General features: G+C 35.2%; 31 protein-coding genes and 2 pseudogenes. 9 read left to right on the forward strand and 24 right to left on the reverse strand.

The window, feature by feature from the left end; genetic code table 11:
- Positions 1-323 precede the first annotated feature (323 nt).
- Positions 324-839: a DUF3231 family protein gene (locus tag AC1DKZ_RS00590; RefSeq protein ID WP_000512143.1), complete on the reverse strand. Its 516-nt coding sequence runs from the start codon at positions 837-839 to the stop codon at positions 324-326.
- Between the two features lie 346 nt (positions 840-1,185).
- Here AC1DKZ_RS00590 and AC1DKZ_RS00595 point away from each other — a divergent pair, with 346 nt between their 5' ends.
- On the forward strand, positions 1,186-1,539 hold the full coding sequence (locus AC1DKZ_RS00595; protein ID WP_476995522.1) for a WGxxGxxG family protein: 354 nt from the start codon (positions 1,186-1,188) through the stop codon (positions 1,537-1,539).
- A gap of 366 nt (positions 1,540-1,905) precedes the next feature.
- On the opposite strand, the gene AC1DKZ_RS00600 is transcribed toward AC1DKZ_RS00595, so the two are convergent.
- The 4 genes from AC1DKZ_RS00600 to AC1DKZ_RS00615 form a co-directional block, all read right to left on the reverse strand.
- Positions 1,906-2,139 carry a hemolysin XhlA family protein gene (locus AC1DKZ_RS00600; protein WP_002165181.1) on the reverse strand — a complete coding sequence of 78 codons (234 nt, stop codon included), beginning with the start codon at positions 2,137-2,139 and terminating at the stop codon, positions 1,906-1,908.
- Between the two features lie 500 nt (positions 2,140-2,639).
- On the reverse strand, positions 2,640-3,182 hold the full coding sequence (locus tag AC1DKZ_RS00605; protein ID WP_264539679.1) for a site-specific integrase: 543 nt from the start codon (positions 3,180-3,182) through the stop codon (positions 2,640-2,642).
- Positions 3,183-3,196: 14 nt separating this feature from the next.
- Entirely contained in the window at positions 3,197-3,649 is a 453-nt protein-coding gene (locus AC1DKZ_RS00610; protein ID WP_476995523.1) for an ArpU family phage packaging/lysis transcriptional regulator, read from the reverse strand.
- 139 nt (positions 3,650-3,788) lie between these two features.
- Positions 3,789-4,520 carry a poly-gamma-glutamate hydrolase family protein gene (locus tag AC1DKZ_RS00615; protein ID WP_476995524.1) on the reverse strand — a complete coding sequence of 244 codons (732 nt, stop codon included), beginning with the start codon at positions 4,518-4,520 and terminating at the stop codon, positions 3,789-3,791.
- A gap of 216 nt (positions 4,521-4,736) precedes the next feature.
- Here AC1DKZ_RS00615 and AC1DKZ_RS00620 point away from each other — a divergent pair, with 216 nt between their 5' ends.
- The 3 genes and pseudogenes from AC1DKZ_RS00620 to AC1DKZ_RS00630 all read left to right on the forward strand — a co-directional run.
- Positions 4,737-4,952 (forward strand): spore germination protein, encoded by a 216-nt coding sequence (locus AC1DKZ_RS00620; protein WP_476995525.1) that lies wholly within the window; start codon positions 4,737-4,739, stop codon positions 4,950-4,952.
- A gap of 667 nt (positions 4,953-5,619) precedes the next feature.
- Positions 5,620-6,387 (forward strand): BclA C-terminal domain-containing protein, encoded by a 768-nt coding sequence (locus tag AC1DKZ_RS00625; RefSeq protein WP_476995526.1) that lies wholly within the window; start codon positions 5,620-5,622, stop codon positions 6,385-6,387.
- Between the two features lie 2,143 nt (positions 6,388-8,530).
- Positions 8,531-8,587: pseudogene (locus AC1DKZ_RS00630) on the forward strand (exosporium leader peptide-containing protein); the annotation flags it as partial.
- A gap of 17 nt (positions 8,588-8,604) precedes the next feature.
- Here the strand turns inward: AC1DKZ_RS00630 and AC1DKZ_RS00635 are convergent.
- The 12 genes from AC1DKZ_RS00635 to AC1DKZ_RS00690 form a co-directional block, all read right to left on the reverse strand.
- Entirely contained in the window at positions 8,605-8,880 is a 276-nt protein-coding gene (locus AC1DKZ_RS00635; RefSeq protein ID WP_476995527.1) for a hypothetical protein, read from the reverse strand.
- Positions 8,881-8,925: 45 nt separating this feature from the next.
- Positions 8,926-9,141 carry a hypothetical protein gene (locus AC1DKZ_RS00640; protein ID WP_242071340.1) on the reverse strand — a complete coding sequence of 72 codons (216 nt, stop codon included), beginning with the start codon at positions 9,139-9,141 and terminating at the stop codon, positions 8,926-8,928.
- A gap of 148 nt (positions 9,142-9,289) precedes the next feature.
- A complete protein-coding gene (locus AC1DKZ_RS00645) occupies positions 9,290-9,481 on the reverse strand; it encodes a DUF3954 domain-containing protein (protein ID WP_215596100.1) in 192 nt (63 codons plus the stop codon).
- 72 nt (positions 9,482-9,553) lie between these two features.
- Positions 9,554-9,916 carry a cell division protein SepF gene (locus AC1DKZ_RS00650; protein ID WP_476995528.1) on the reverse strand — a complete coding sequence of 121 codons (363 nt, stop codon included), beginning with the start codon at positions 9,914-9,916 and terminating at the stop codon, positions 9,554-9,556.
- Positions 9,891-10,079, reverse strand: a complete 189-nt coding sequence (locus AC1DKZ_RS00655) for a hypothetical protein (RefSeq protein WP_476995529.1) — start codon at positions 10,077-10,079, stop codon at positions 9,891-9,893. The genes AC1DKZ_RS00650 and AC1DKZ_RS00655 overlap by 26 nt, the downstream gene beginning before the upstream one ends.
- A 2-nt stretch (positions 10,080-10,081) precedes the next feature.
- Positions 10,082-11,404 carry a replicative DNA helicase gene (gene dnaB, locus AC1DKZ_RS00660; protein ID WP_476995530.1) on the reverse strand — a complete coding sequence of 441 codons (1,323 nt, stop codon included), beginning with the start codon at positions 11,402-11,404 and terminating at the stop codon, positions 10,082-10,084.
- Positions 11,401-12,354 (reverse strand): DnaD domain-containing protein, encoded by a 954-nt coding sequence (locus AC1DKZ_RS00665; protein ID WP_476995531.1) that lies wholly within the window; start codon positions 12,352-12,354, stop codon positions 11,401-11,403. Before AC1DKZ_RS00665 ends, dnaB begins: the two co-directional genes overlap by 4 nt.
- A gap of 278 nt (positions 12,355-12,632) precedes the next feature.
- Positions 12,633-12,917 (reverse strand): hypothetical protein, encoded by a 285-nt coding sequence (locus tag AC1DKZ_RS00670; RefSeq protein ID WP_002088134.1) that lies wholly within the window; start codon positions 12,915-12,917, stop codon positions 12,633-12,635.
- A gap of 179 nt (positions 12,918-13,096) precedes the next feature.
- Positions 13,097-13,318, reverse strand: coding sequence for a hypothetical protein (locus AC1DKZ_RS00675; RefSeq protein ID WP_002165166.1), 222 nt, complete (start codon positions 13,316-13,318; stop codon positions 13,097-13,099).
- 13 nt (positions 13,319-13,331) lie between these two features.
- Complete coding sequence (locus tag AC1DKZ_RS00680) at positions 13,332-13,919, reverse strand: sporulation sigma factor-processing peptidase (RefSeq protein WP_476995532.1); 588 nt, start codon at positions 13,917-13,919, stop codon at positions 13,332-13,334.
- A gap of 90 nt (positions 13,920-14,009) precedes the next feature.
- A complete protein-coding gene (locus AC1DKZ_RS00685) occupies positions 14,010-14,258 on the reverse strand; it encodes a hypothetical protein (protein WP_016109015.1) in 249 nt (82 codons plus the stop codon).
- Between the two features lie 52 nt (positions 14,259-14,310).
- A complete protein-coding gene (locus AC1DKZ_RS00690) occupies positions 14,311-14,499 on the reverse strand; it encodes a helix-turn-helix transcriptional regulator (protein ID WP_050822091.1) in 189 nt (62 codons plus the stop codon).
- A gap of 155 nt (positions 14,500-14,654) precedes the next feature.
- Here AC1DKZ_RS00690 and AC1DKZ_RS00695 point away from each other — a divergent pair, with 155 nt between their 5' ends.
- Genes AC1DKZ_RS00695 through AC1DKZ_RS00710 form a run of 4 tightly spaced genes read left to right on the forward strand, consistent with a single transcriptional unit; the run spans position 14,655 to position 17,333 of the window.
- A complete protein-coding gene (locus AC1DKZ_RS00695; RefSeq protein ID WP_476995533.1) occupies positions 14,655-15,089 on the forward strand; it encodes a helix-turn-helix domain-containing protein in 435 nt (144 codons plus the stop codon).
- A gap of 12 nt (positions 15,090-15,101) precedes the next feature.
- Positions 15,102-15,533 (forward strand): ImmA/IrrE family metallo-endopeptidase, encoded by a 432-nt coding sequence (locus tag AC1DKZ_RS00700; RefSeq protein WP_328010559.1) that lies wholly within the window; start codon positions 15,102-15,104, stop codon positions 15,531-15,533.
- A 29-nt stretch (positions 15,534-15,562) separates the two neighbouring features.
- Positions 15,563-16,297 carry a hypothetical protein gene (locus tag AC1DKZ_RS00705; protein ID WP_476995534.1) on the forward strand — a complete coding sequence of 245 codons (735 nt, stop codon included), beginning with the start codon at positions 15,563-15,565 and terminating at the stop codon, positions 16,295-16,297.
- A 40-nt stretch (positions 16,298-16,337) separates the two neighbouring features.
- A complete protein-coding gene (locus AC1DKZ_RS00710) occupies positions 16,338-17,333 on the forward strand; it encodes a DUF6414 family protein (protein ID WP_328010556.1) in 996 nt (331 codons plus the stop codon).
- Here the strand turns inward: AC1DKZ_RS00710 and AC1DKZ_RS00715 are convergent.
- Entirely contained in the window at positions 17,317-17,484 is a 168-nt protein-coding gene (locus AC1DKZ_RS00715) for a hypothetical protein (RefSeq protein ID WP_328010554.1), read from the reverse strand. The genes AC1DKZ_RS00710 and AC1DKZ_RS00715 overlap by 17 nt on opposite strands.
- Before the next feature lie 171 nt (positions 17,485-17,655).
- On the opposite strand from AC1DKZ_RS00715, the gene AC1DKZ_RS00720 reads away from it, so the two are divergent.
- Positions 17,656-19,203, forward strand: a complete 1,548-nt coding sequence (locus AC1DKZ_RS00720) for a recombinase family protein (RefSeq protein ID WP_476995535.1) — start codon at positions 17,656-17,658, stop codon at positions 19,201-19,203.
- A 32-nt stretch (positions 19,204-19,235) separates the two neighbouring features.
- On the opposite strand, the pseudogene dpaB reads toward AC1DKZ_RS00720, so the two are convergent.
- The 6 genes and pseudogenes from dpaB to pnp form a co-directional block, all read right to left on the reverse strand.
- Positions 19,236-19,661 (reverse strand): annotated as a pseudogene (gene dpaB / locus AC1DKZ_RS00725) (dipicolinate synthase subunit B); the annotation flags it as partial.
- Positions 19,658-20,560 carry a dipicolinic acid synthetase subunit A gene (gene dpaA, locus AC1DKZ_RS00730; protein ID WP_002088148.1) on the reverse strand — a complete coding sequence of 301 codons (903 nt, stop codon included), beginning with the start codon at positions 20,558-20,560 and terminating at the stop codon, positions 19,658-19,660. The gene dpaA and the pseudogene dpaB, both read right to left, overlap by 4 nt.
- A gap of 172 nt (positions 20,561-20,732) precedes the next feature.
- Positions 20,733-20,981 carry a YlmC/YmxH family sporulation protein gene (locus AC1DKZ_RS00735; RefSeq protein WP_002014571.1) on the reverse strand — a complete coding sequence of 83 codons (249 nt, stop codon included), beginning with the start codon at positions 20,979-20,981 and terminating at the stop codon, positions 20,733-20,735.
- Positions 20,982-21,116: 135 nt separating this feature from the next.
- On the reverse strand, positions 21,117-22,358 hold the full coding sequence (locus AC1DKZ_RS00740) for a M16 family metallopeptidase (protein WP_476995536.1): 1,242 nt from the start codon (positions 22,356-22,358) through the stop codon (positions 21,117-21,119).
- A gap of 86 nt (positions 22,359-22,444) precedes the next feature.
- Positions 22,445-23,344, reverse strand: coding sequence for a polysaccharide deacetylase family protein (locus tag AC1DKZ_RS00745; RefSeq protein WP_002033683.1), 900 nt, complete (start codon positions 23,342-23,344; stop codon positions 22,445-22,447).
- Positions 23,345-23,499: 155 nt separating this feature from the next.
- Positions 23,500-25,653: a polyribonucleotide nucleotidyltransferase gene (gene pnp / locus AC1DKZ_RS00750; RefSeq protein ID WP_476995537.1), complete on the reverse strand. Its 2,154-nt coding sequence runs from the start codon at positions 25,651-25,653 to the stop codon at positions 23,500-23,502.
- Positions 25,654-25,671 lie beyond the last annotated feature (18 nt).

Here is a 25,671-nt window from a genome sequence, read left to right on the forward strand (position 1 = left end):
TGGAAGAAGAGCAAAAGCCCTTCTCCGTTTACACAACGTGAATTGCAATTGAATGTGAAAACAAGAAACAACTGTTCATCCAATCTACAACCATCGCCACCGGTCATGACGATCCATTTTCAGTTATAAGGAATCTTGTGAGCAATGTTTTCCGCCACTACTCACAATACAAATATAACATGCTAATTCTAAAACAACCGGCACATTTACTGCCAAAAAGCGGTCACGACTCTGCCACTTATTTTAATTCGCTAATAACCTTTATCTTCCTAGACTACTTCAATACAACAGCCATAAAGAATCGATTGAAATTTATTTAGGTATTATGCTTGATCGGATTGTAGAACATGTAATGGAGGCGGAATAATCCAACCTTTTTTCTTATTCAGACGAAGTAATATAGCTCCAGCTTGTGCTTTTTTCATATGAAATTGACCAAACATCATTCCAACATCTTCTCGAAGAGATTGCCCCATAGCTTGACTACATGCTACTAAGCCAGCAGCAAGATCCATAGAAACTTTAGCTGCAATTTCTGCATCATTAATACGAGCACCAGGAGGAATCGTTTCAATAGATGCAACTGGTCTTTCTGGAGGTGCTGGTGGTAATGCAACACCATTCAATTTCAAGATATTTTTTAATTCTTCAACTTCTGATTGGATATCATTCTCTACAAGGTTCTCTAAAAATTTCTTTAAATCCTCGTCTCCTGTATGGTTAATAAGAACTTGATATCCAGCAATTGCGCCTTGTGCCGCTGCAAGATAACTCCAAATCCCAAAGACTTCTCCGTAGTGCATTGGTTCATTTTGTGGATTTCCACTTAAAATACCCATAAAAATATTCCTCCTTAAAGAAATTAGACTTTTAGCAACAATACTTACTATAGAAAAAATTTTCCCAATCATGTTCTTGATTAAAGAAAATAAGTTCTTATAACTCATAAGGAACACCTTACCCAAATATAGTAATTACCCCTCATAGAATGTACCGTTACCAAAAATTTATGCTTATAAAGAATAAATACATTTCAATTAACTTAATCCATTATTATTAAGTACTTTTGATAATAAAGATTAAAGATGTTTATCATAATTTCAATTCAAATGGTTTTATATATTTTCTACCGAATATTGTCTAAAGGAACTGGAGACATTACTAAATACGAAAGGAGGGAAAACCATGAAGAAAAAACTTTCATCTATTTTAGGTGCCCTATTACTAACTATTATGGTTTTTGGTACAAGCGTCCATGCTGAATACGATGGATATAATACGAATAGAGTTAACAATAATAATATTACAACTCGAGTTAATGACCATAACATGAATAGAGTTAATGACTATAACATGAATAGAGTTAATGACTATAACATGAATAGAGTTAATAATGATGTGAGAACTCGAAATGTAAATACGACAAATGATTTAAATGCTAATCGTCATAAAAATAATAATTGGGCTTGGCTTGGTTTATTGGGACTAGTAGGATTATTTGGTCTTAGAAAAAAAGACAAAGATCCAGAAACACGTTAATGTAGAACATTACGTTTAATTTTAAAAGATATTTATTTTTTAAAAATCAATATCAATTGTGATTTGAACCATAATTTTGCCGCTCGGGCAGGCTTATGGTTCTTTCGGTTTGTGGCGATCCTCCTATAACCTCAATGTTTTCCTATACTGTCCAAGACTGTTTCACCTATTGCTTGTTAAGAACAGGAGGTAATTTCTATGACTGTCAAAATATATGTAAACCACATCCACAGTAAAGAGTGCACCCTATGGAGAACTGTCCCCTTTGAGCCCCTCAATCCTTGAAGGGCTCCCACGCTAGTTAATCAAATCAAATAATCTCTTTGCTTCGCTAAATCCGTTTTGATTGACCAACATCCTTTTTTCCTATAACAGGGTTCTTGCTACTACACCAAGTACTCCTGTTAACAATCCGCTTATGATTAATCGTAAAATCCATGTAGTATTTGCACTAATTTTATCTAATTGTTTATTAATAGTTAAAACATCCTTTTCAGCTACTAGTATTCTTGTTTCTAAATTTTTCATATCATGTTGTATAGCTTTTAAATCTAGTTTCATTTGATTAAAATCTTTTTCTAGTTCCTCCAATTTTGTCATATAACATATTTCTCCTTTAAAATTTAATTTTAATACTTTATATATATATATGATAATTAAAGGATAGTGATACAAAGAGAGGTCCCAAATCTATTAGGGTTGCACCACCTGCCCATCAAGCTACATTAATAAAAAACACGGCAACTTTATGCTTTATATTAAAACTTCTGGCAAGTTTATGAGTAAAAAAAGATTTATGGCAATATTATGGTTCAAATTGTGGCGGACTTATGATTCAAATCACAACAATCACAAAAAAACGGATGCAATTAATCGGAAATAATGAATTTCTTAACTTAAAAGTAATAGAGCATTACATCTATTTGACGAACTACGCTCCTTTTTTATGCCTTTTCTTCACTTACCCATATCTTATATTCTGTGTAACTGAGTCAAATGCTACAGCCCTTGCTATTCATAGTTTTATAACACTTTCTCTTTTGAGTTACACAGTAAGAAAATTATGCGTAACTGTATAGATTAAAAAGAAAAAACAATGCTTAGATTTTAAATCTACTCATTGCTTTATCCATTGCATCTTGATTTACACCTATATAACGTAACGTGACCTTCTCTGACGAGTGATTGAATATCTCCATAAGTAATGCTATGTTTTTGGTTTGCATGTACATGTGATACCCATACGTCTTTCTCAAAGTATGCGTCCCTATCTCATCTAATCCAAACTCTGCTGCGGCTCCACTTAATATCTTGTATGCCATACTGCGGCCAATTGGACGATTCTTCCCCTGTCTACTTTTCAATAGGTACTCATCATCTTCTCTATTTTCATTGAACCATCGAAGCTCTCTCTTTAGTGCTGCTGTAATCTGTATACGCTTCTGCTTACCTGTCTTCATTTCACGCATTGAGATGTGACTACCTTTTAAATCTCCAACTTTTAGTTTTAAAATATCACTTATACGTAAACCTGTATTAATTCCCATTACAAACAAAATATAATTACGTTCACTCTTTTCCTTTAGATGTTCCTTAATTTGTTGTATTTGCTCTGGATCACGTATTGGTTGAACAAAATTCATTGATCATCCCCTCCTTAGTGCTCTTCTGTCTCATATACTTCTAATCTAAGAGCAAACGCTAATTTATAAAAAGCATTAGAGTTATTGCGTCTGTATGTACGTTCACTCATACCAATCTCGTTATAAACCATGTAATCAAAGACTTCTTCGTCTTCTAAATATCGTTTTACAATGATGTCTCTTTGATTCTTACTAAAGCGACTTAATGCCTTATCAATTTGAAAAGATAAGCGTTGCAATTTCACTTCTCTTTCACTCATTGCAATATTCGTTAAAGCAACATCTTCAGCTGGCTTGCCTACCATGTTTGTTGGGCCATGATATCTTACCTCGCAAGAAGCTGTGACTTTCATCTCATTTCTAATCATCCCAAATTGTCTATAAATACGAACATTTTCAAGAACCTCTTCTAAACGAACTTGTGTTGCTTTACAATCAATTTTAGGTAAGAAAGTTAATTGCGTCATATATAAAAACACTCCTTGTCTATTTTATTAATAAAAAAACAAAAAAGCGGACACCAAACTATAGAGCAATATGAATAATGCTCTTAATAGCTTGATGTCCGCCGGTTCTTCCAGTAGGACTATAAAAATTTTTCTATCTTTACTTATTATTTTCAATTACAGTATACAATGAATTCACAAACTTATCGAACTTCCCAGTTGTATTTACTCGATTTTCTCTTGACCAATCCCCATCTTTAAAGAAACTCTTTCTTAAAGCGGTTGTTAACTCTAATTGAACTCCTGCTTTCTTTTTATTATCATTAACTATATTTAAAGGTTCAACGCCACCAATATTTTTTGGTGCTTCCAAAGCATTAAACCCATCTTTTTTTAATTGGTTTATAACTTTTGTTTTTAATTCCTTCTCTAGTCCACCAACATAAACAATTTCTTCTTCTCCACTGTAACCATGAATGGAAAGTGTCATATTTGATTTCTTCGCCATGCTTCTAGCATCCACATCATCAAAATGAGTAGATGTAATATGTAAGTCCCTATTATTAGATGATTTTAATGCTTCAAAGATATAAGAAGAATAGTTTCCCTTTTCAGCTAATTTATCTGTTACTTCACTTGTCCCTACTTCAATTCCTCCACCATGAATAGCTAGTATAGCAATGTTAGGATTTCTTTCATTTACAAATGTTTTATAGTCTATATTAACTCTCTCGTTTTGTTGTAACTCATGGAAATTGGCATACTTATCTTGTGAACTATCAGCACTTACCACCATAGGTTCTGTGCCTAAAATCGAAAAAGGAATACTTGCCCCAATTCCTACTACCAACATAGAAGTTATCGTTATTGTTTTTAATGTTTTTTTATACATGTTTCATATCCCCTTTTACAATATTTTTACATACATAGATATTATACTTTGATTATTTTAGAATTACTTCCTTTATTACTAATTTTTCATTCTAAAAGGATTATTTTGTTAAGTTTTTTTATAAGCTATATATTCGAACGTTTAAACCAAAATGAACCTTTAGACACATACACCATATACTTATTTAAATACTTCCTAAGAAAGTAGGTGAAAGCTATGCCAGCTATTCTTGGAAACCTTGTCGTACAAACCAGTAACGGTTCTTTCAATTTAGGTGATTTTTATAACGTTTCTCCAAAAGAAAATACAAAATCTTATAATGGTTCAGGTTCATCGAATAATGCTTTTATTACCAATAACTTTAGCGGTGTTAGTGCAACAAACACATTCGATGCTGATGTTGCAGATCAAGATCAAATAGTATCAAACTAAAATTATTCACTCCACTCTCTCTCCTGAATAAAACTCAATATCCCGTCCATACTATAGATAACCCATCTTTAATGTACTGTAACCATTTAGATTTTCTTTAAGACTGAGCAGTTAGCTTTTGCTAGCTGCTCTTTTTACTTAACTGTCACCCATTAGATAAACGTTCATATATTATTTTGTGCCATCCTTTCTAGTAGGTAAGCTCGTCATTTTATTTCCGAATAACCTTCATAGAAGAGCACTGTTCGAAGGTGCTCTTTTTATTTTTTACATATCTGAATATTCCCTAATATTAAACACATACTATACATGGGCGATAAGTCAGCACTCATTAAAATTCCCTTCTCCTTGATTGCTCTTCCTTTGGAGCCGAGCAGTTAGCTTTTGCTAGCTGCTCTTTTGTTTGAAATTAAAATAGCGATTTCGTTCAAATACTTCACGCCCCATGAAAAAATTACATATGGTATCACGTACTCTTTTATATTAAGAGTTTTGGTCCGAAGAGCACTTATGTTTAGTGCTCTTTTTGGTATGGAATGCGAAATAGAGTCTTACTCTTAAGGCCTGTTTTGATTTTCATAGGTTTTTTCCTTACACCTGTGTGTCGGTTTACTCATAAGTTGTTATAGTATAAATTCGTTAGTTCATTTATAAGTGAGGTGTAAAAATGAGTAAATTTAAAAAGAATTGTCACATACCCTTTCCATGTGCCTTTCCTTTGCCTCAAATAGGGCCTACTGGAATAACTGGAGCGACAGGATCTTCAGGATCTTCAGGACCTACGGGACCGACCGGAATAACTGGAGCGACAGGACCTTCTGGTGGACCTCCAGGACCTACGGGACCGACCGGAATAACTGGAGCGACAGGACCTTCCGGTGGACCTCCAGGACCTACGGGACCGACCGGAATAACTGGAGCGACAGGACCTTCTGGYGGACCTCCAGGACCTACGGGACCGACCGGAATAACTGGAGCGACAGGACCTTCTGGGCCAACCGGGCCTTCTGGGCTTACAACATCTGGTTTATCTCAGTATGCTTATGTTTTCAATACAGCAGCTCAAGTTATTGCCTTAGAAGCACCTATTCTTTTCAATTCACACGGCACAATCACATCCGGTTTTACTCATACTCTTGGAACTTCTCAGATGACAGTTATTAATGCTGGAGATTATAAAATTTCTTTTTCTGTATCAGGAGTTGAGCCTAATCAATTTGCACTCTTTTTAAACGGGGCTCCCGTTACCAACTCCGTTTATGGATCAGGTGCAGGAACTCAACAAAACAATGGGCAAACAGTTCTCACTTTAGCCGCAGATGATATTCTTACCCTTAATAATCATACTTCCGCTGCTGCAGTTACTTTGCAGACCTTAGCAGGTGGAACACAAACAAATATAAATGCTTCGATTGTAATTGAAAAATTAGATTAATTATTACTTGAAGCTCTGGCAGTCAATAATCTAGAGGGATTTCTTTTTTTCAACAAGTAGTTAGCATTAGTGATTCATTGTCACATTACGATGAAATGGTCACATATTATTTCGAACCAAGAAACCCTAATCTACTTTTCAACATTTCACTTTTCTCCTAAAGAGCACCGTAAGCAAGTGCTCTTTTTTAGTTTCCCTTATTCTACAAAATGAAGTTTTTATTTAAATTTTTATCAACAATTAACACATAGAAAACACACTCCATTTTTGGTAATATATAGTTAATCCTTGAATGCTTAGTTTTTAAAAGGACCCACCCCCTCACTGTGGGTCCTTTTAAATGTTTTCTACTAAAATAGCGTTTTTATAAAAAAGATTTCACATTTAAACCGGACAAGCATATGTTATTGTATGGAAGCTTTCCATTCATAGCATTCTACCTTTCTTATTTGAGATAAAATAACGATTTTGTTCACTTTTATAGCTTGCTATTCCTCATAGTTGTGTTTTTCTTCTAGGACTTTTATAAAGTTAAAGTGTCCATCGAGATAACAATCATTGATATAACCCCCAAAATATATTTCATTAACTTCGCTTAAAGTAAAATATTCATTTTTTCATTCACCCAAGTTCATAACATATTCTTTTCCTCTGGTAAAATAATGATTAGGTACCCCATGCGCATTTTATCCACTGGAAATAATACCTTTTACGTACTTAACTATTAGAAACTTCATTTCTGCTACTTCTGCAATAGCAATTTTGTTCACTTTTTCGATACATTTATGAAACATTCATATGTTATCTTCAGTACGTTCTATTCTTTTTATAAAACCGTGTGAGATATACCAAAACAAGAAGCCCTAGAGCCCTAACTCTAGGGCTTCTTGTTTTTAAATAAGGATTTTGTTTAGTTTTCTCTAAATAAATTAACTGCAGCTTACAAACAGCGATACCGAACTCTTCCTCGATGCATTCAACTGTAGTTTTAAAATACAATTTAATCCAAATAATTCATAAATAGTGATAGTATTAAATATAAATAATACGGAGGTGTTTTTATTTGGAAAAAGCGGTAAAAAAAGATTTAATTAAAGTTATATCCATAACTGTTATAGGCTTCATTCTTGTATTATTAGTTCCATTTCTTTTTCAATATTTACCAGATTTTTAAAGTCATTGAAAAATGACTTTTTTATTTGTTGCGATAGGTAAGACTTTGAAGTTATCTCCATCTTTTCCCCCGCTTAGCACTGTACGTGCGACTTTCATCGCATACAGCGCCCCATCTTATTCTTCTATACTAAAGCAACTAGATTACAAACAATTTTGTACTCACCAACGTATTAATTCCCCTTTCTTACGAAAGGTCACATCATCTTACTCGATCCTGTGAGTTACATCTAATTGATTTAGTTTTCAAAGAACAAGACTAGGGACTATCCCTCCACATTTATTACATGCTTCGTCGGTACTGTGTCCCCACCTTCACAAGAATAAAGTAATTTTGGTTCGTTAGAACCTTATATACACCTGTCTGTTAGTAGACGTTGGTGACAGTTTCTTGCTTACCACGTTCCGATTGACTTAGCTATACATATATCCTTAGGTGCTTACTGTAAACCTGTTATCTTTACATCATCATCGTTAGATGTTCCGAATTTCATATCATTTACTCTTACTTTTCGGTAGATAACGTCGTCATTAACGACATACACATTTCTAATGTATTAATAGTTTAGACCCGTACATTCGCAAGTTCGTCAGTCCTTCTTTGGACATTCTCACCATAGATATTTTGTAGCATCCCGACCTATCCATTACCATATGATTTCTCACTTAGGTTTTGTTCAGCCGACTTCACCTAGCTTCATACAATTTGTGACTACTATCACGCCTTGCATGTAGGAGTATCAGACAAGTAGTTTCAGCTCAACCTGACGGCTTTCATTCCTACTTTCAGTCAATCAGTTGTTGTTATCAAATTGATAACCCTCCTATTTCGTGTTTACACACTTATAAGGAAACGTGTCGCGCAAATAACTATTTTGTTAAATTTCATAAATACAATCGCTTGTCCGTTTCACTCTCCTCAACTCTCGCATTTACTATTAGTAATACGAATTTTCAGAGGTGATATATAATGGATGAGTTTTTATCTTCTGCTGCACTAAATCCAGATGCAATTGGCCCCACACTTCCACCTGTTCTACCTTTTCAATCCCCAACTGGTCCCACTGGTTCAACAGGAGCTACTGGTGCTACAGGATCAACTGGACCAACCGGACCAACTGGACCAACTGGATTAACTGGACCAACCGGACCAACTGGATTAACTGGACCAACTGGACCAACTGGACCAACTGGACCAACTGGACCAACTGGACCAACCGGACCAACTGGACCAACCGGACCAACTGGATTAACTGGACCAACCGGATTTAATCTTCCCGCTGGATCTGCATCTATTTCCTTAACTTCTAACGACACCACAGCATGTGTATCCACCCAAGGAAATAATACTTTATTTTTTTCGGGTCAAGTATTAGTAAATGGTATCCCTGCTGCAGGGGTAGTAGTCAGCTTTTCATTTAGTAATCCTTCTCTTGCTTTCATGGTCCCTCTTGCTACCATCACCAATGCTTCAGGTAACTTTACTGCTGTATTTCTAGCGGCAAATGGACCTGGAACAGTAATCGTTACTGCTTCCCCCCTTGATTCTCCTGGAACAATGGCTAGCGTCACTATTACCATTGTGAATTGTCCGTAATGGCTTTATTTTTATGGAATAAGCAATCTCTGATAAGATGGGCACTGTAAATCAGTGCTCTATTTTATTACTGGGATATTCCTTTCAAATGAAATCTTTAATTTAAACTTTCTTAATAAAATTCAAATTTTATTAAAGTAACTGTGTTTTTCGTTCTTCCATACGAATTACTTTTCCACTTTGATATACAAATGATTGTTCACCAAATCCACCTTGAGGTGGTTCTATTATTTGGACTTGACCATTTTTAACAACATAAATTCCGTTTATTTTCAGATCTATTTCAGCTGTCATTTCCACAAGATTTTCTTTTCTGATTCCCACCACTATCACTCCCATATGTTATAATTACTTTGTCGAAGTAAGTTGAGAGTGATCTCAGCTTTTTTTATTTGTCTATAGATATTGCACAACATTTTCTGGAACAAATGATTGTTCAAGAGATAAATGAAGCCGTATTGGAATCGGCTCTTTGCTATCCCTTGCTCGCTTACATATCTCTTCAGCTTCTTCCCATACAAATTGTTTATCCTCCACTCCCTTATAACGCCAAATTCCAATTGTGTAATCTTCAAATAACTCATAACGCTCATCAGGTGCTGTCGTTGGTTTTAATTCATCAATCGCTTTGGCTTGACGTGGTATTTGCACAACTACATCTGCATACCGTAATTTTGAATTCAAACGTTGAATATGAGCTTTCTTAGAATCAAATGATACAACTGATTCCACGTCAAAAATTGTTAATTGCTTTAGCATTGTTTTTCCCCTCCAATACTTGCAAGCTTGCAACTAAGATTCCTTCAAGCTGCGTTAACGTTAGCTGATCTAATGTTTGTCCGTTAATTTCAGCTAACCCTAATCCCAATAATTTACGAATGATTATTAGTTTTCTACGCTCTACTTCCTGACGTAACAACATGATTAAGCCTCCTGTTGGTGATTGAACTTCCGCTCTAAATTTACAAACTTACTAAATTCTTTAATGAATGCTAATTCAACAACACCAACTGGACCATTTCTCTGTTTCGCTAAAATGATTTCCGTTATGTTTTTATTTTCTGTTTCACGGTCGTAATAATCTTCGCGATATAAGAATGCGATCAAGTCCGCATCTTGCTCAATTTGACCATTCTCACGTAAATCTGATAGTAATGGGCGTTTATCCTGTCTGCTTTCAACAGCTCGGCTTAATTGTGATAATGCAACCACGCATACATTTAGCTCTCTTGCCATAAGTTTCAACTTGCGACTAATCTCCCCAATCTCCTGCATGCGGTTTCCTCTATGCTTCGGATCACCTACAATAAGCTGCAAGTAATCAATTGCGACTAGCACCTTTTTATCAGGATACTTACGCTTTAATTTCCTAGTCTTTGCGTAAATCTCTTGCATCGTTACATTTGCTTTATCGTATATTTCTAGTGGTAAATCATTTATCAAGCCCATAGCCTGACTAATCTTTTCCCAATCCTTTAAATTACATAGCTTTTTAGGGTTCTTTAATTTCGTAGCATCTATATTTCCAGTACTTGAGATCATACGCTTAAGTAACTGTTCTTCTCCCATCTCTAGCGAAAAGACCCCTGTTGCTGCATGAGCACTCGCTGCATGAAAAGCAACGTTTAATACAAAAGCTGTTTTCCCCATCGAAGGACGGGCACCGACAATAATCAAATCTCCTTCTTGCAATCCCGCGGTCATTCTATTTAAGTCGTCATAACCAGTTGGTATGCCGGTTAAATCTCCTACATCAATTTGCATGTTCTTATACAGATCAACTAGGGTTTCCTTTAAATTAAATTCATCTGAATAACCTGTTTCTTCAATGGCACTTAGCTCATCAATCGAAGTACTAATTGCGCTCATATCCCTTTCTTGCTGAAGACGATTATATAAATTACCAGCAACCTCCTGAGCATGTCTCATCTTCCACGCCTCAATTACTAAACCTTCGTGATACGAAAAGTTTTTTGTTGTGGTAACAACTTCTGTCAAGTTTACAAAGAATCCAATTCCGCCAATTTGATTCATAAAGCTTTCATCGAATTTTCCCATGAGAGCGACAAGATCTATTGGGACCTCAGCATCCTCTAACTCTCTCATCGCTTTAAAAATCACTTGATGTGTTGGTAAAGAAAACTGTTTTGCCTTTAGCTGGCAATCCTTAATCAAATCACCTTCTTGAATAATGCTGCCTAAAACACTTTGTTCAGCTTCTGCATTCCGAATTATTTCGTTACTCATTGCATCATCCATCCATTCTGTTGATTAAGTGCTGCCAGTTCTTCATCCGTTGGAATGTTTTGCTCCCATGTTTCTTGCTGCTGTATTACGTTCTTAGTAGATTCTGATAAGCCTTTTTGTTGATAAGGAGCTTGTGTCGGTTTTTGCGCCTTTGCTAATCGTTGAGTACGAAATGCTTTATCAGCCACCTCCACATCTGCTATCGTTTTAAAACCTTTAAGATGCCAATCTCGTAAAATCGTATTTACGTAAGACATGTTTCTCGTATTTTTCTCTAAAGCAATCTCCATAGCTTTTACAACTAGCTCTGCATTTAAATCATCTATCCAAGCGTGAATACCATCTGCGATAAAAGGTGTAATGAATCCGAAGTTCTGCTCGTAAAAAGAAATTGGATTAACCTCAACAACTTCTTCCGCGCCTGCGCGTTCTTGTTGTTGTTCTTTTTCTTTTTCTTCTTCTTTTTCTTTTTCTTCTTCCTTGCTAGGGTCTTGGAAGCCCCTTATAAGCCCCTCCAAACGTGCTGATAAATACTCCTTAATTCTTGGAATCTTAAAGTCTTGTTGCACTTCTAATTCCAAGCAAGTTTCATAGAAATCAACCAGAAAATCCTGGTCCTTCACAGATTGAATTTCTTTTAATACACACTTTTCAATGTTCACATTTTTAATCGGATTGAATTTTAACCAGTTGATTAAGAACAACTCTTTTGTTTTTTGGTTGTAATTAATTTTCCCGTACTCTGCAAAGCGTTCTAATAACTTCATAACAGTTTCGCGGTTGTACCCTGTATCAGTTTCAATGATACGAAGTGGAAGCTCATAGATTCCTGATTGAGACGTCTTGCTGTTTGTCATCAAATATAAGTAGAAATACTTTTCCTCCGGTGTAAGATCTAAAACAAATGAATCCTGCCAAAATGAAACATGTACTGGTCTATAAACTGCCATATTATTCATCCTCCCGTTTACATATCGCAAATCCGTCCTCTACACGTAATAAGCGATAATTCTTGTATCCTGTTTTGAGATATTGGTTTACTAAGTAAATTAGGTGTTGCTCTGAGGTCACTCGCTGAAATATCTTAGGGTTAAGCAACACTCTATGTAATGATTTGTATAAAAGCATGCAGCACACTCCGTTGTTATACGAATGCTAATTTGATATAATTAATTCAAATATTTTTTCCAAAGCTATTTATCTATCACTCTGCCAAGTGGTAGATTTTTTATTTTCTACGTGTTACTAAAGAGGCATTAACTCCTCTTGCTCTTAAATCTTTAATCACTACACGATAACTCATCGATGCCTCATGTTCTTCTTTTGTATCACGAAGCATTTTAAATTCTTTCATACATCGTTCCAGTTCTTCTTCCCAATGATTTGATTCTTCAGCTGATTTTGCATAAAACATGTTATGAATACATGCAACCATACAGTTATGAAGTTTATTCGCAAATGAAAAGTCTCCTGGGAGAACTAGATCATGAAGACGATCGTATTTATGTGTCATGAATTACATCTCCTTTCTATTTGAGTTGATGCTGTACGCATCGTTACAACCAGAAAGGTGCATTGTAGGGGATGGAGGAACAATCCTTTTCTGGTTGTAACGACAAGCACAGTAGCTTGTCCAAATAATGAATAAAATGTTATAATTGCTTTGTAGAATTTATTGCTAGCTACTGTTGTCTAGGCGGTAGCTTTTTCTTTTGCCCATTTATGTTTTAAAATGAATGATGCTTCGATAATTTTGATTCGAATCCCCACTAACTTCTTCTCTTGCTTTAACTCAACTGATTTTGAATCCTCACCAAGTATTTTCGCTATTTTAATTTCACCAGTTAGTTTTGCATCATAGCGAATTAGTTCCTTGTATTCTCTTAAACTTGGTTTCTTATAATCTACTGTCATTTTTCTTCCTCCTTTACAGCACCTTTGTTAAAGCCATTAAGCTATCTACCGATTGAACAATAACGTTTTCCGCCAGAGCCTTTTGCAACCAGCTTCTTTGTATTTGTTCCATAATGCCAAAATGAACTTGCTCAAGAGCTTGTACTACACATTGAGTAGCTTGGATTGTATCGAAGATTTCTTTTGCATGAACTGCGTATTCATGTTTCTTTTTTTCATCAAGCTTCCATGACCTTGTTGCAACTTGTAAGTTCATGATTTCCTTCGCTGCTATAATCCCCTCTTCAGCCTGTTTAATGTAGTTCATCAATTGTAAATTCACATCTTGAGTTAAGCGTGGATCTGTAGGCGGTAACCCCACACCATAAATATGTTTAATTGCTTGTTGATTTAACTTTGCTCCTGTTGCATGACACCAATCCATCGCAAGTTCAAATTCTGGTTTAGAAAGTCCAGATTCAATACGAGTTAAGCGTTCATGCGTAATACCAAGGTACTTAGATAGTCCTTTCTTCGTTTTCAGCTGAACATTATCACAACATTCTCTAGCATTCTGTAATAATTCCCCTATTGCTGAATTGCAGTATATGCTTGTTCCCATATCTGTTCGCCTCCATATTTAGTTTTCAAATGGTTACAATGAATTTAGTACATACATAACTTGTCTATCATTCATGTAAAAAGAGAGGAACTATTCCTCAATGTTTTCTTTTACTTGTATTTCTTTGATGATGGCCCAACCAGCCTTATAATATGCTTGACGGATTTTATCAATATCCTTTTGTGATTTTGGCTCAGGAGCCACAACATGGACTTTCGTTTTTCCAAATTCATAAGTCGCTGCATATTCTTCTTGTTGGCTCATGGTGTCACCTCTTGAAGTGCTTTTTATATGTTTATGCGACGAATCTGTTGGTACTGCCATGTTAGTTGATGGCATTTTCTCACCTACTTTCTAATTATAAAGTATAAGATTCTTGTACATTTATACATCAAATTAAATCCTTTACATCACTACCAAGAATAGTGGCTAGTCTAATAGCCTTTTCAAGATTTGGATTACTATAACCATTTTCCCAATTACTTATTGTAGATTTTGTAACTTGCATTCTTTTTGCAAGATCTTGCTGCGTTAACTTACTTTTTTTCCTAGCTCTAATTAATTTGATATTTTTGTTCACTTTCTCGCTCCTTGTATAAGTATTTTGTACTTTTATTATAAGTATAAGATTCTTGTACGTCAATAAAAATGTACAATTATCTTGTACAAAGTTTTACAATCCATCTATATAAGGTACAATATCTTTGTACTTTTTATTAACGGGAGGTGCTAAAAATGTTGAGACAAAGACTAAAAGAGATGCGTAAAACGCGTAAACTCACTCAGCAAGAATTAGCCAATAAAGTAAATACCACTAAAGGCACCATTAGTAACTATGAGAATGGTCATAGCACTCCCTCAAACGAAATGCTAAAAGATTTAGCGAATGTTTTAGGAGTAACAACAGATTATTTATTAGGAAGAGAAGATGCATCAAGAGTATCTAATGCGCTTCCTGATTTAAACAAAAAAGATACTCGCGATATCGCTCGTGACTTAGAAAAGACTTTAAAAGACTTAGAAAATAGCGAAGATGCTTTAATGTTTGATGGAGAACCAATAGACGAACACACAAAAGAAATGATTCGTATTTCTCTAGAAAACTCTATGCGCATGGCAAAACAATTAGCAAAACAAAAATTCACTCCAAACAAGTATAAAAAAGATTGAACGGAGCGAGAAATGAAAATTAAAGACTACGTACTGAAAATCGTAAAAAAACACGGCACAACAAACCCCTTTGAAATTGCTAAACGAAAAGATATTATAGTGTTGTTTGAAGACCTTGGGAATACTCTTGGCTTTTACAACACTTATAAACGCTTTAAATTCATTCATATTAATAATAGAATTGACGAAACCATACAACGATTTGTTTGTGCACATGAATTAGGGCATGCTGTACTTCACCCTAAAGCAAACACCCCCTTCTTACGTAACCAAACATTTTTTTCGGTGGATCGCTTAGAAATTGAAGCAAATACATTTGCTGTAGAGTTATTACTTACCGATGAAATGATTTGTGCTTATGAAGATACTCGTTTATCTATTCAAGAAGTTTCGGAAATTCATGGGGTCCCTGGAGGATTTGCACTATTAAAAACATATAAATAAAGTCAATAGTTAAAGGGGGATATTTTACTTTGTCAGACATTATGAAATTTATTACAGTACTTGTACCTTTGCTTACTTTAATTCTAATGGCGTTCTTTAAATTTATACACCGTACCGAAGTTGAACATTTATTTGAAACAAAAATTGATCAATTAAAGCTAAATTTTAGTAATAATGTTATTCAATTCACAATCCTAGTAACAGTATTTTTTTTAGCTCCTACCATAGCTTTTTACTTAACTGGTGGATTAGACATAATAAAAATAGATGGTAACAAAGAGGAAGTTCACAACCTCATAGCTAACATCATAGATTTAGATATTCTTTTATTTTATCTATTCTTAATTACTACTCTTATTTTTCTTATGAAATGGTCTCATAAAACTACTATTCTTAAATCATTAACAATATTGACTTTGCTTAGTTCATCAATATTTTACGGTCTTGGTACTTCAATGATTATACAAAACAAAGCTTGGAGCTTTTTACCCGTCATTATTATTTTTCCACTATTAGTTACTTTTCTAGCAACCCATGTTTTTTATAAAACTACACCAAAAAAAACCAATCAAGTTTTATGTAGAATCGTTACCGAAAAATATATAAAAGAATTAGACTTAATTCATTCATATATGCTAAATGACGGTAGAGCATTATTATATGATAAATATCGTTCTAAAGATAAAGTCTTTTATGTTTGTGACTACTCTTCAAAAGTATATTTAGAATTTATAAAAGAACAACCCGATGAAGACGATATTTAATAAAAGTACAACTACATTTATTAAAAGGGGAAATGATACTATGAAGGAATTAATATATTTAGACAAAGATTTTTTACATTCATTTATTGCACAAACAAATGACGGGCTTATTACATCAAAAAGTACCGAGCTACAAGAACAAAGAACAGAAACGCATCAAGAAAGTAAAGGTGCACAAGCAAGAGGATATTTTGAAGTTCAAGGGGATACTGGAAAATTTGACATTCCATTTGTTATTAAATCGCCATCCGCTAAAGCTACATTACGCCTAGCTCCAGGTGAAAATCATTCTGAATCTTTTACAATTGCTGATTTAGAAGCTGGAAAAGAAATCATTTCTACCCAATTACATGATAATGCATTAAATGATTTTGAAAAATATTTTGAAGAAAAGGGCTTAATCGAAGTAATAGAAAATTCTTTCTCGACTCCTACTTTATCGCCAGGTACATATATCAAAACAACTTCAAGCTTTACAGCAATGAATTTTGAAGTTATCGAAAAAATAGTAGGAGAAAAATTTCTTGAAATTTCACAATTAAACTTTAAAGAACAAAAAGATAAAAGTATACAAGAAATAGAAAATGAACGTAATATGAAACCTGCTCAAAAGAAAGCCGCCATTAAATTAATAAATGAACAATTCGAAAAAATCCAAGAAGCACAATCATCGCCAATTAGACAAATCAAACTCATGCTAGAGTATATTAATCAAACTGTGCCAGCTAGCGCATTTTTGAAAATGGGCAAAATCTTTATTCCATTAAAACAAAATTTTCTACGCGAAAGCATTGACGAGTTAACTTTTAAGTATGGACAAAATAATCCATCAGTTAAAGCAACCCTAATCGGAAAGATTACTAGAAAAATTTCTTATGATGAGGCCAAGATACCTGATTTTTCAAATATAACGTCACAAAACCCTCATAGCGTCTTTAATTCAATTTTAGGGTTACCTCTCGGTGTATTAGGTACATTTGATATACTTACAGCTGAGGATATAGTAGTATCACCTGTTGCTATTTATTTTGAATAAGCCTTCGTTTTTTTGATTTTTCATCCATTCTTTTTTTAGATTCACCGATACTATTGGAGATACGCTCATGATTTTTTCGAAATTCATGCATACTGTCCAAGATATGATTTGTTTCATTGGCCAGTAATTTTTGGAGCTTTTTAGACAACATAAAATCACACTCCTTTTATACCATAGTATTAACAAACAAATTAATTGTAAACTATTTTCTTATTACAATTAATACTATTCTAAAAGCCCACTTTATGAGGGCTTTTATTTTAATTATTTCTTTATCTTCACTCTATTTTATATAATGACTATTACGAAGGAGGTTCCCACTATGAAAACTGCAATCTACTTAAGAAAATCCCGCGCTGATCTTGAAGCCGAAGCGCGTGGCGAAGGTGAAACTTTAGCGAAGCATCGCACTACCCTGCTGAAAATTGCCAAGGAAATGAATTTAAATGTTCTAGCCGTCCGTGAGGAAATCGTTTCTGGTGAGAGCTTAGTGAAACGTCCTGAGATGTTAGCGCTGCTTGAGGAAATTGACGATAACAAATATGATGTTGTTCTTTGTATGGATATGGACCGTTTAGGTCGTGGTGGTATGAAAGAGCAAGGAATCATTTTAGAGACGTTTAAACGCTCGAATACGAAGATTATGACACCTAGGAAGACTTATGACCTTAATGATGAGTGGGACGAAGAATACAGCGAATTTGAAGCGTTTATGGCCCGTAAGGAATTAAAGATTATTACTCGCCGTATGCAACGAGGACGTATAGCAAGTGTAGAAGCTGGTAATTACCTTGGTACACATGCACCATACGGATATGATATCCATCGTTTAAATAAGCGAGAGCGCACGTTAACGATTAATTTAGAGGAAGCTTCTGTTGTAAGAATGATATTTGATTTGTATGCAAATGAGGATATGGGTGCGAATGCAATTAGGAACAAGTTAAATGATCTTGGCTACAAAAGTAAGTTAGGAAACGAATGGAACCCTTATAGCATCTTGGATATATTAAAAAACAATGTGTACATTGGAAAAGTAACGTGGCAAAAACGAAAAGAAGTGAAACGTCCTGACGCTGTAAAGCGTAGTTGTGCAAGGCAAGATAAATCAGATTGGATTATTGCTGATGGAAAACATGAGCCTATCATACCCGAAAGTTTGTTTGAACAAGTGCAAGATAAATTAAATTCAAGGTATCACGTTCCTTACAATACAAACGGAATCAAAAATCCACTGGCTGGTATTATTAAATGCGGTAAATGTGGTTACAGCATGGTCCAACGTTATCCGAAAAATAGAAAAGAAGCTATGGATTGTAAACACCGTGGCTGCGAAAACAAATCAAGCTATACAGAGTTAATTGAAAAACGATTACTCGAGGCTTTAAAAGAATGGTATATCAATTATAAAGCTGATTTTGAAAAACATAAGCAAGATGACAAATTGAAAGAAACGCAAGTTATTCAAATGAATGAAGTTGCATTACGAAAGCTTGAAAAAGAATTGGTGGATGTCCAAAAACAAAAAAATAATTTGCATGATTTATTAGAGCGTGGCGTTTATACTGTCGATATGTTTTTAGAACGTTCGAATGTAGTTTCTGATCGCATTAATGAGATTACCGAAACAATGGAAAACTTAAAGAAAGAGATTAAAACAGAAATTAGAAAAGAGAAAGTGAAGAAAGATACAATTCCTCAAGTGGAGCATGTTCTTGATCTGTACTTCAAAACAGATGATCCCAAAAAGAAAAACAGCCTCCTAAAGTCGGTTTTAGAAAAGGCTGTTTATAAGAAAGAAAAGTGGCAAAGACTCGATGATTTCGAACTTGTGCTTTACCCTAAGCTCCCTCAAGATGGCGACATATAAGCGTTTATGCTTTGTCGTCACCTTGTTGGTGTAATTAGGTTTACTCCATTAAGCCCCAACGCATCATTCGTCGAAACAGCTAACACAACAGGCTTTCCATTTCTAAGCGTCGCTTTTGCTGCCATTAATACTGGAGAGTCTGTCATTGCATTTGCAAATTTACTCATCGAATTCCCTGTTAGTGGTGCAATCACCATGCAATCTAGTGGAATTTTCGGTCCTAGTGGCTCTGCGCCAACGATTGAATTAATTGCCTTAAAACCGGTTATTTCTTCGATCTTTTTAATCCATTCTTCCCCTTCGCCAAATCTAGTATTTGTTGATTGGACAGTATAAGAAACAACGGGACGTACTTCTGCACCTTCTGCAATTAACTTCTCTAAATGTGGCATAACTTCTTCATACGTACAATGTGACCCTGTAAATCCGAAACCAATTCGTTTTCCCTTCAAACTCATTTCTCATCATCCTCCTTTGCGATTGCATCTGCTATTAATAACTGAGAAAGAACATTCGCTAATATTTGTCCTGCTGTTTTCGGTGCAACAATCCCAGGAAGACCAGGTGCTAATAGTGCCTTCACTCCACGCTTCTCCGCATAGCGAAAGTCCGTGCCACCTGGCTTAGAAGCTAAATCAATAACTAGCGTATGAGCTGGCATTTTTGAAAGAACATTCGCTGTCACAACGAGATGCGGAATTGTATTAATAACAATATCGATATTACCTACTTCTTTCTCTATGTCTTGCATATGAAAAGGAGAAAACATCATTTCTGTAATACGAGCAATATGTTCCGAACGTCTCGCTCCAACTTTGACATGTGCTCCTAATGATTGAAAGGCTCTTGCAACACTCATACCAGTTCTACCAAACCCTAAAACCATTACATTCGATCCATGAATTGTGTAATCAGTATGTTGAATAACCATCATTAGTGTACCTTCTACGGTCGGAATAGAGTTATAGATTGCAACATCATCACGATCAAATAATTTTACAAGTTTGCGATTTGTAGTAGCTACGAGATTTTCCAAGTAAGGTGTACCAATACCTGAATATATAGTGAAGTTTTCTGGCGTCTTTTCAATTTGTTCTTTCGTTATGGAAACTTTCTCATTTGAAAAAATAGTATCTACTTCTCCTCTGGCATTCGTCCCTGCAACCGGCAAAATAATTGCATCTAAAGAAGTGAAATTTAAATCTTGTATACTTTCCTTTGCTGCCCCTGTGAAGCCATGATCTAACTGTTCAAACCCTATTAATGAAAGTTTCGCGTCCAGTTCGACTAGCTTGCGAATTACTTCTAGCTGCCGTGCATCTCCTCCTATGACAGCAATATGCATCTCAGTCAACATTCCCTAATTCACCTTCTTTTTCTTTCATTTATAAGAAAAATGCCTACTTTTTCTTTTTCCTCCACATCATATGTAATGTACGAGTTTGAGGTGATTGAAAAACAAAAAGCACACGTGATTTATCTTCTTTATATAAAGATAAAAAAAAGACAACCAAAATGGTCATCTTTCACTATGATCTTGAATGGTTCGTAAGATCGCAAAGTATCATATCATTTCCAACCTTCTTTATTTTGCTCCATTCTACTCTCACTTCTTGCTGTTCTCTTTTAAAACCTCCCCATTTCCCAGCAGGTATAATAAGCGCTTGTATTTTTCCATCTCTCTCATCAATTTCTAAATCTGCATGACCTAAAACTCCCATTTTTTCTGCTCTTTCTAAATCCACAATCTCTTTGCCACTTAATTCACTTAAACGCATTAAATCTCCCCCTATCCTACTTTTTATGAAGGTTATCCTATAATAAGTACCTATTCTGCATATATAAAAAAAATAACCGTATCTCATATAAAAGAGATACGGTTATTTCCGAAAGCGAATGAATTACAAGATCGATTAAAGTTTCATTCCTTTTGGCAGTTTTCCATCTGGACCAATAAGTGCCGCAGAGAATTCATCGGTAAACATATTGCGAATTAACTCGTCTACATTTTGCTTTGTTACAGTGTTTACACTTTCAATAATCTCATCAAGAGAACGATGTTTACGAAGAAGCAATTCGTTTTTACCATTACGGCTCATACGACTATTCGTACTTTCTAAACTTAACATTAAGTTTCCTTTTAATTGTTCTTTACTGTTAACAAGCTCTTTTTCTGTAATACCTGTATTTTTCAACGTATTTAACGTTTCTTGCATTGTTTCATACAGTGTATCTAATTGTTTACTACCTGTTCCACCGTAAAGTGTTAACATTCCTGTATCTTCATAAGAAGAGTGATAAGAGAACACTGAGTACGCCAATCCACGTTGCTCACGTACTTCTTGGAATAAACGGCTACTCATACTACCGCCTAAAACATTATTTAATACAATTAAGTTATAAATATCTTCGTGTCCCATTTGCAAGCCTTTATATCCTAAACATAAATGAGCTTGTTCTGTTTCCTTCTTACGTGCTACTTTATTGAAATGGAAAATTGGGCTATGTACTTGTTCACGATTTGTTGTCCCTTCGTAACTACCGAAATATTGCTCTACAGTTTGTAAAAATGCTTCATCAATATTCCCTGCAATTGATACAACAACATTTTCAGGTGTGTAATGATCTTTCATATATTGACGTAACGTATCACCTGTAAATGTTTCAAGCGTTTCTTCTGTTCCTAAAATAGGATATCCAAGCGGATGCGTTTCATATGTTGCTTTCGTTAACATATCATGCACAATATCATCTGGCGCATCTTCGTACATTTTTATTTCTTCACATACAACATTCTTCTCTTTTTTCAGTTCTTCCTCATCAAATGTTGAATTAAAGAACATATCTGCTAAAACATCTAATGCATATTTAGCATGCTCATCTAGCACTTTCGCATAGTAACATGTATATTCTTTTGAAGTAAAAGCATTTACTTGTCCACCAATGCTATCAAATGATTCTGCAATCTCTCTTGCACTTCGCGTTTCTGTCCCTTTAAAGAACATATGTTCCAAAAAGTGCGAAACCCCATTATTTTTTTCATTTTCATTTCTTGAACCTGCGTGGATCCATATACCAATCGCAACCGAGCGTACAGTTGGTATATTCTCCATAACAATTCTTACACCATTTTTACACGTATATTTTTTAATCAAAAACTTTCCTCCTAATGCCAGTTTCTCTAAATAATTGCTATTATTTAATGATAACAAGTTTAGAGATGAATGTCATGCAAATGTATTTAATCCACACGTTTTTCATCTAGTAATTCTGTAATATTCCCCACTTTATATCCTTGTTCCTTTAAATTTTTAATCATAGTATCTAGCGCTTCTGTTGTAGATGAAGTAGGATGCATTAGTACAATAGCACCTGGATGTATTTTTCGCATTACTCTCTGCAATAGCACACCCGGTTCTGGCCGCTTCCAATCAATTGTATCTACAGTCCACATAATCGTCCCCATTTGGAAATCATCCGCTATTTTTACTACCTCATCCCGAAAGCTTCCACTTGGCGGAGCAAACCATCTCACTTTCTGATTTGTAGCTGCTTCTATCATTCGATTCGTTTTTTGTAATTGATCTCGTATTTCATCTGTAGACAGCGTTTTCATATTAGGGTGTGTGTAAGAATGATTTCCTACTTCTTGATTTGCATCGACAATCATTTTGGCAAATCGTAAGTTTTCTTTCACCCAGCGTCCTTCTAAAAAGAAAGTCGCCTTCACATCATGTTTTTTCAATATCTCTAATATACGTGGCAAATACTCATTACCCCAGGCCACATTAATTGTTAATCCCACCATCTTTTTATTTGGATGTCCTCGATAAATGGGAGCTGGTGGTAAATCTTCTAAGTGAACACTCGGTGATACTTCCTTAAATTCAAGTTGTTTTTGATCAAACTTCTTGATTTTCTTCATATTATTATAGGACGCTTCTATATCCACTTGTTTTCCATTATACCCAGGCGTCGCCTTCCAAATCTTATCAATCATCGCATTTTGCGGCATAATCTCGTACTGTTTTACATGCTTTTGAATCTCTTCATGCAAGTTATCCTGCGCAAAAACGGAATAAGAGCCACAACCCATATATAAAGAAAATATAAATATGTACGCTAATATACGAGCTTTCATATAAACCCTCCCATTAACTATAAAAAAAGAAACCATTTTCTTCTTATCTTTGTTAATTTGAGCGTTATGATGAAAACTATACCTATACTCACATAAAAATCTAAATGAATCACATTTTTTACATAACAAAAAAAGCCAGCTAAACTGGCTTTCACTTATTGTTGCTCTTGTGCGTTTTCTTCTTTAGCTGCTTCTTCTTTAGCTGCTTCTTTTTCTTGCTCTTCTTTTAGCAATACTTTTCTAGATAAGTTTACACGACCTTGTTTGTCAATCTCGATAACTTTAACTGAAATCTCATCACCGATTTTCACAACGTCTTCTACCTTACCTACACGCTCAAGTGCAAGTTCAGAAATGTGAACAAGTCCATCTTTACCGCTAAATAATTCAACGAACGCACCGAATTTTTCAACGCGTTTAACTTTTCCTAAGTAGATTTCGCCTACTTGTACTTCGCGAACGATATCTTCGATAATTTTCTTCGCTTTTTCATTCATCTCTTGATTAATTGATGAAATGAATACTGTACCATCTTGCTCGATGTCAATTTTAACGCCAGTTTCTTCAATGATTTTATTGATCTGTTTACCACTTGGTCCAATAACATCACGAATTTTATCTGGGTTAATTGCCATTGTAATAATCTTCGGAGCATACGCAGATAACTCAATGCGAGGTTCAGCGATAACAGATAACATGTGATTTAGAATGTGCATACGACCAACTTTCGCTTGTTGTAATGCTTCTTCTAAAATCTCACGAGATAAACCATCGATTTTAATGTCCATTTGTAGTGCAGTTACACCTTTTGCAGTACCTGCTACTTTAAAGTCCATATCACCTAAATGGTCTTCCATTCCTTGAATATCTGTTAAAATTGTGTAATGCTCACCAGATTTCACTAGACCCATTGCAATACCAGCAACTGGTGCTTTAAGTGGTACACCCGCATCCATCATCGCTAATGTACTACCGCAAATACTTGCTTGTGAAGTAGAACCATTTGACTCTAATACTTCAGATACAAGACGAACTGTATATGGGAAATCCTTTTCAGATGGAAGTACAGGTTCAAGAGCACGTTCTCCTAGTGCTCCGTGACCAATTTCACGACGACCTGGTCCACGCATTGGTCTTGTTTCACCAACACTAAATGAAGGGAAATTATAATGGTGCATAAAGCGTTTTGACTCTTCTACACCTAGACCATCTAAAATTTGCACATCGCCTAATGCACCTAATGTACAAATACTTAATGCTTGCGTTTGTCCACGTGTGAATAGACCAGAACCATGTGTACGAGATAAAATGCCAACCTCTGATGCTAAAGGACGAATTTCGTCACCTTTACGACCATCTGGGCGGATTTTTTCAACTGTAATAAGACGACGTACTTCTTCTTTTACAATTTTATATAAAATCTCACTTACTTGTCCTAATGTATCAGCATCAGCTTCCTCAGCTTCGTAATGCTCAATTACACGCTTTTTCACTACGCTAATTGCATCTTCACGTGCATGTTTTTCGTGCACTTGAATTGCAGAATGCATATCTGTCTCAGCCATTTCACGTACAGCTTGGTTCAAATCAGCATCCACTTCATAAAGTTTCACTGCTGTTTTCTCTTTACCGACAGCTTGTACAATCTCTTCTTGGAATGCAATTAGACGTTTAATTTCATCGTGTCCAAACATAATTGCTTCTAACATTGTTTCTTCAGGTACTTGATCCGCTCCTGCTTCAACCATGTTAATTGCATCTTTCGTACCAGCTACAATAAGGTGCATATCACTTTGTTCTTGCTGTTCTACTGTTGGATTAATAACGAACTCGCCATTAATACGACCAACTGTCGCACCTGCGATTGGACCTTCAAATGGAATATCTGAAATAGATAATGCTAATGAAGAACCAAGCATAGCTGCCATTTCAGAAGAACAGTCTTGATCAACACTCATTACGATGCTGACAACTTGTACTTCATTACGGAAACCATCTGCGAAAAGTGGACGGATTGGACGGTCAATTAAACGACTTGCTAAAATTGCTTTTTCACTTGGACGGCCTTCGCGCTTAATAAAACCGCCTGGGATTTTTCCAACTGCATATAAACGCTCTTCATAGTTTACTGTAAGCGGGAAGAAATCTACATTTTTTGGCTCTTTTGATGCAGTTGCTGTAGATAGAACTGCTGTGTCGCCGTATCTTACTAATACTGCTCCGTTTGCTTGTTTTGCAAGCTGACTTGTTTCAATTGTTAGCTGACGACCAGCTAAATCTATCGAGAAGACTTGCTTTTCCTGACTCATTTAAGTACCCCTCTCAAT

It is taken from the genome of Bacillus sp. 05T21 (assembly GCF_056396785.1).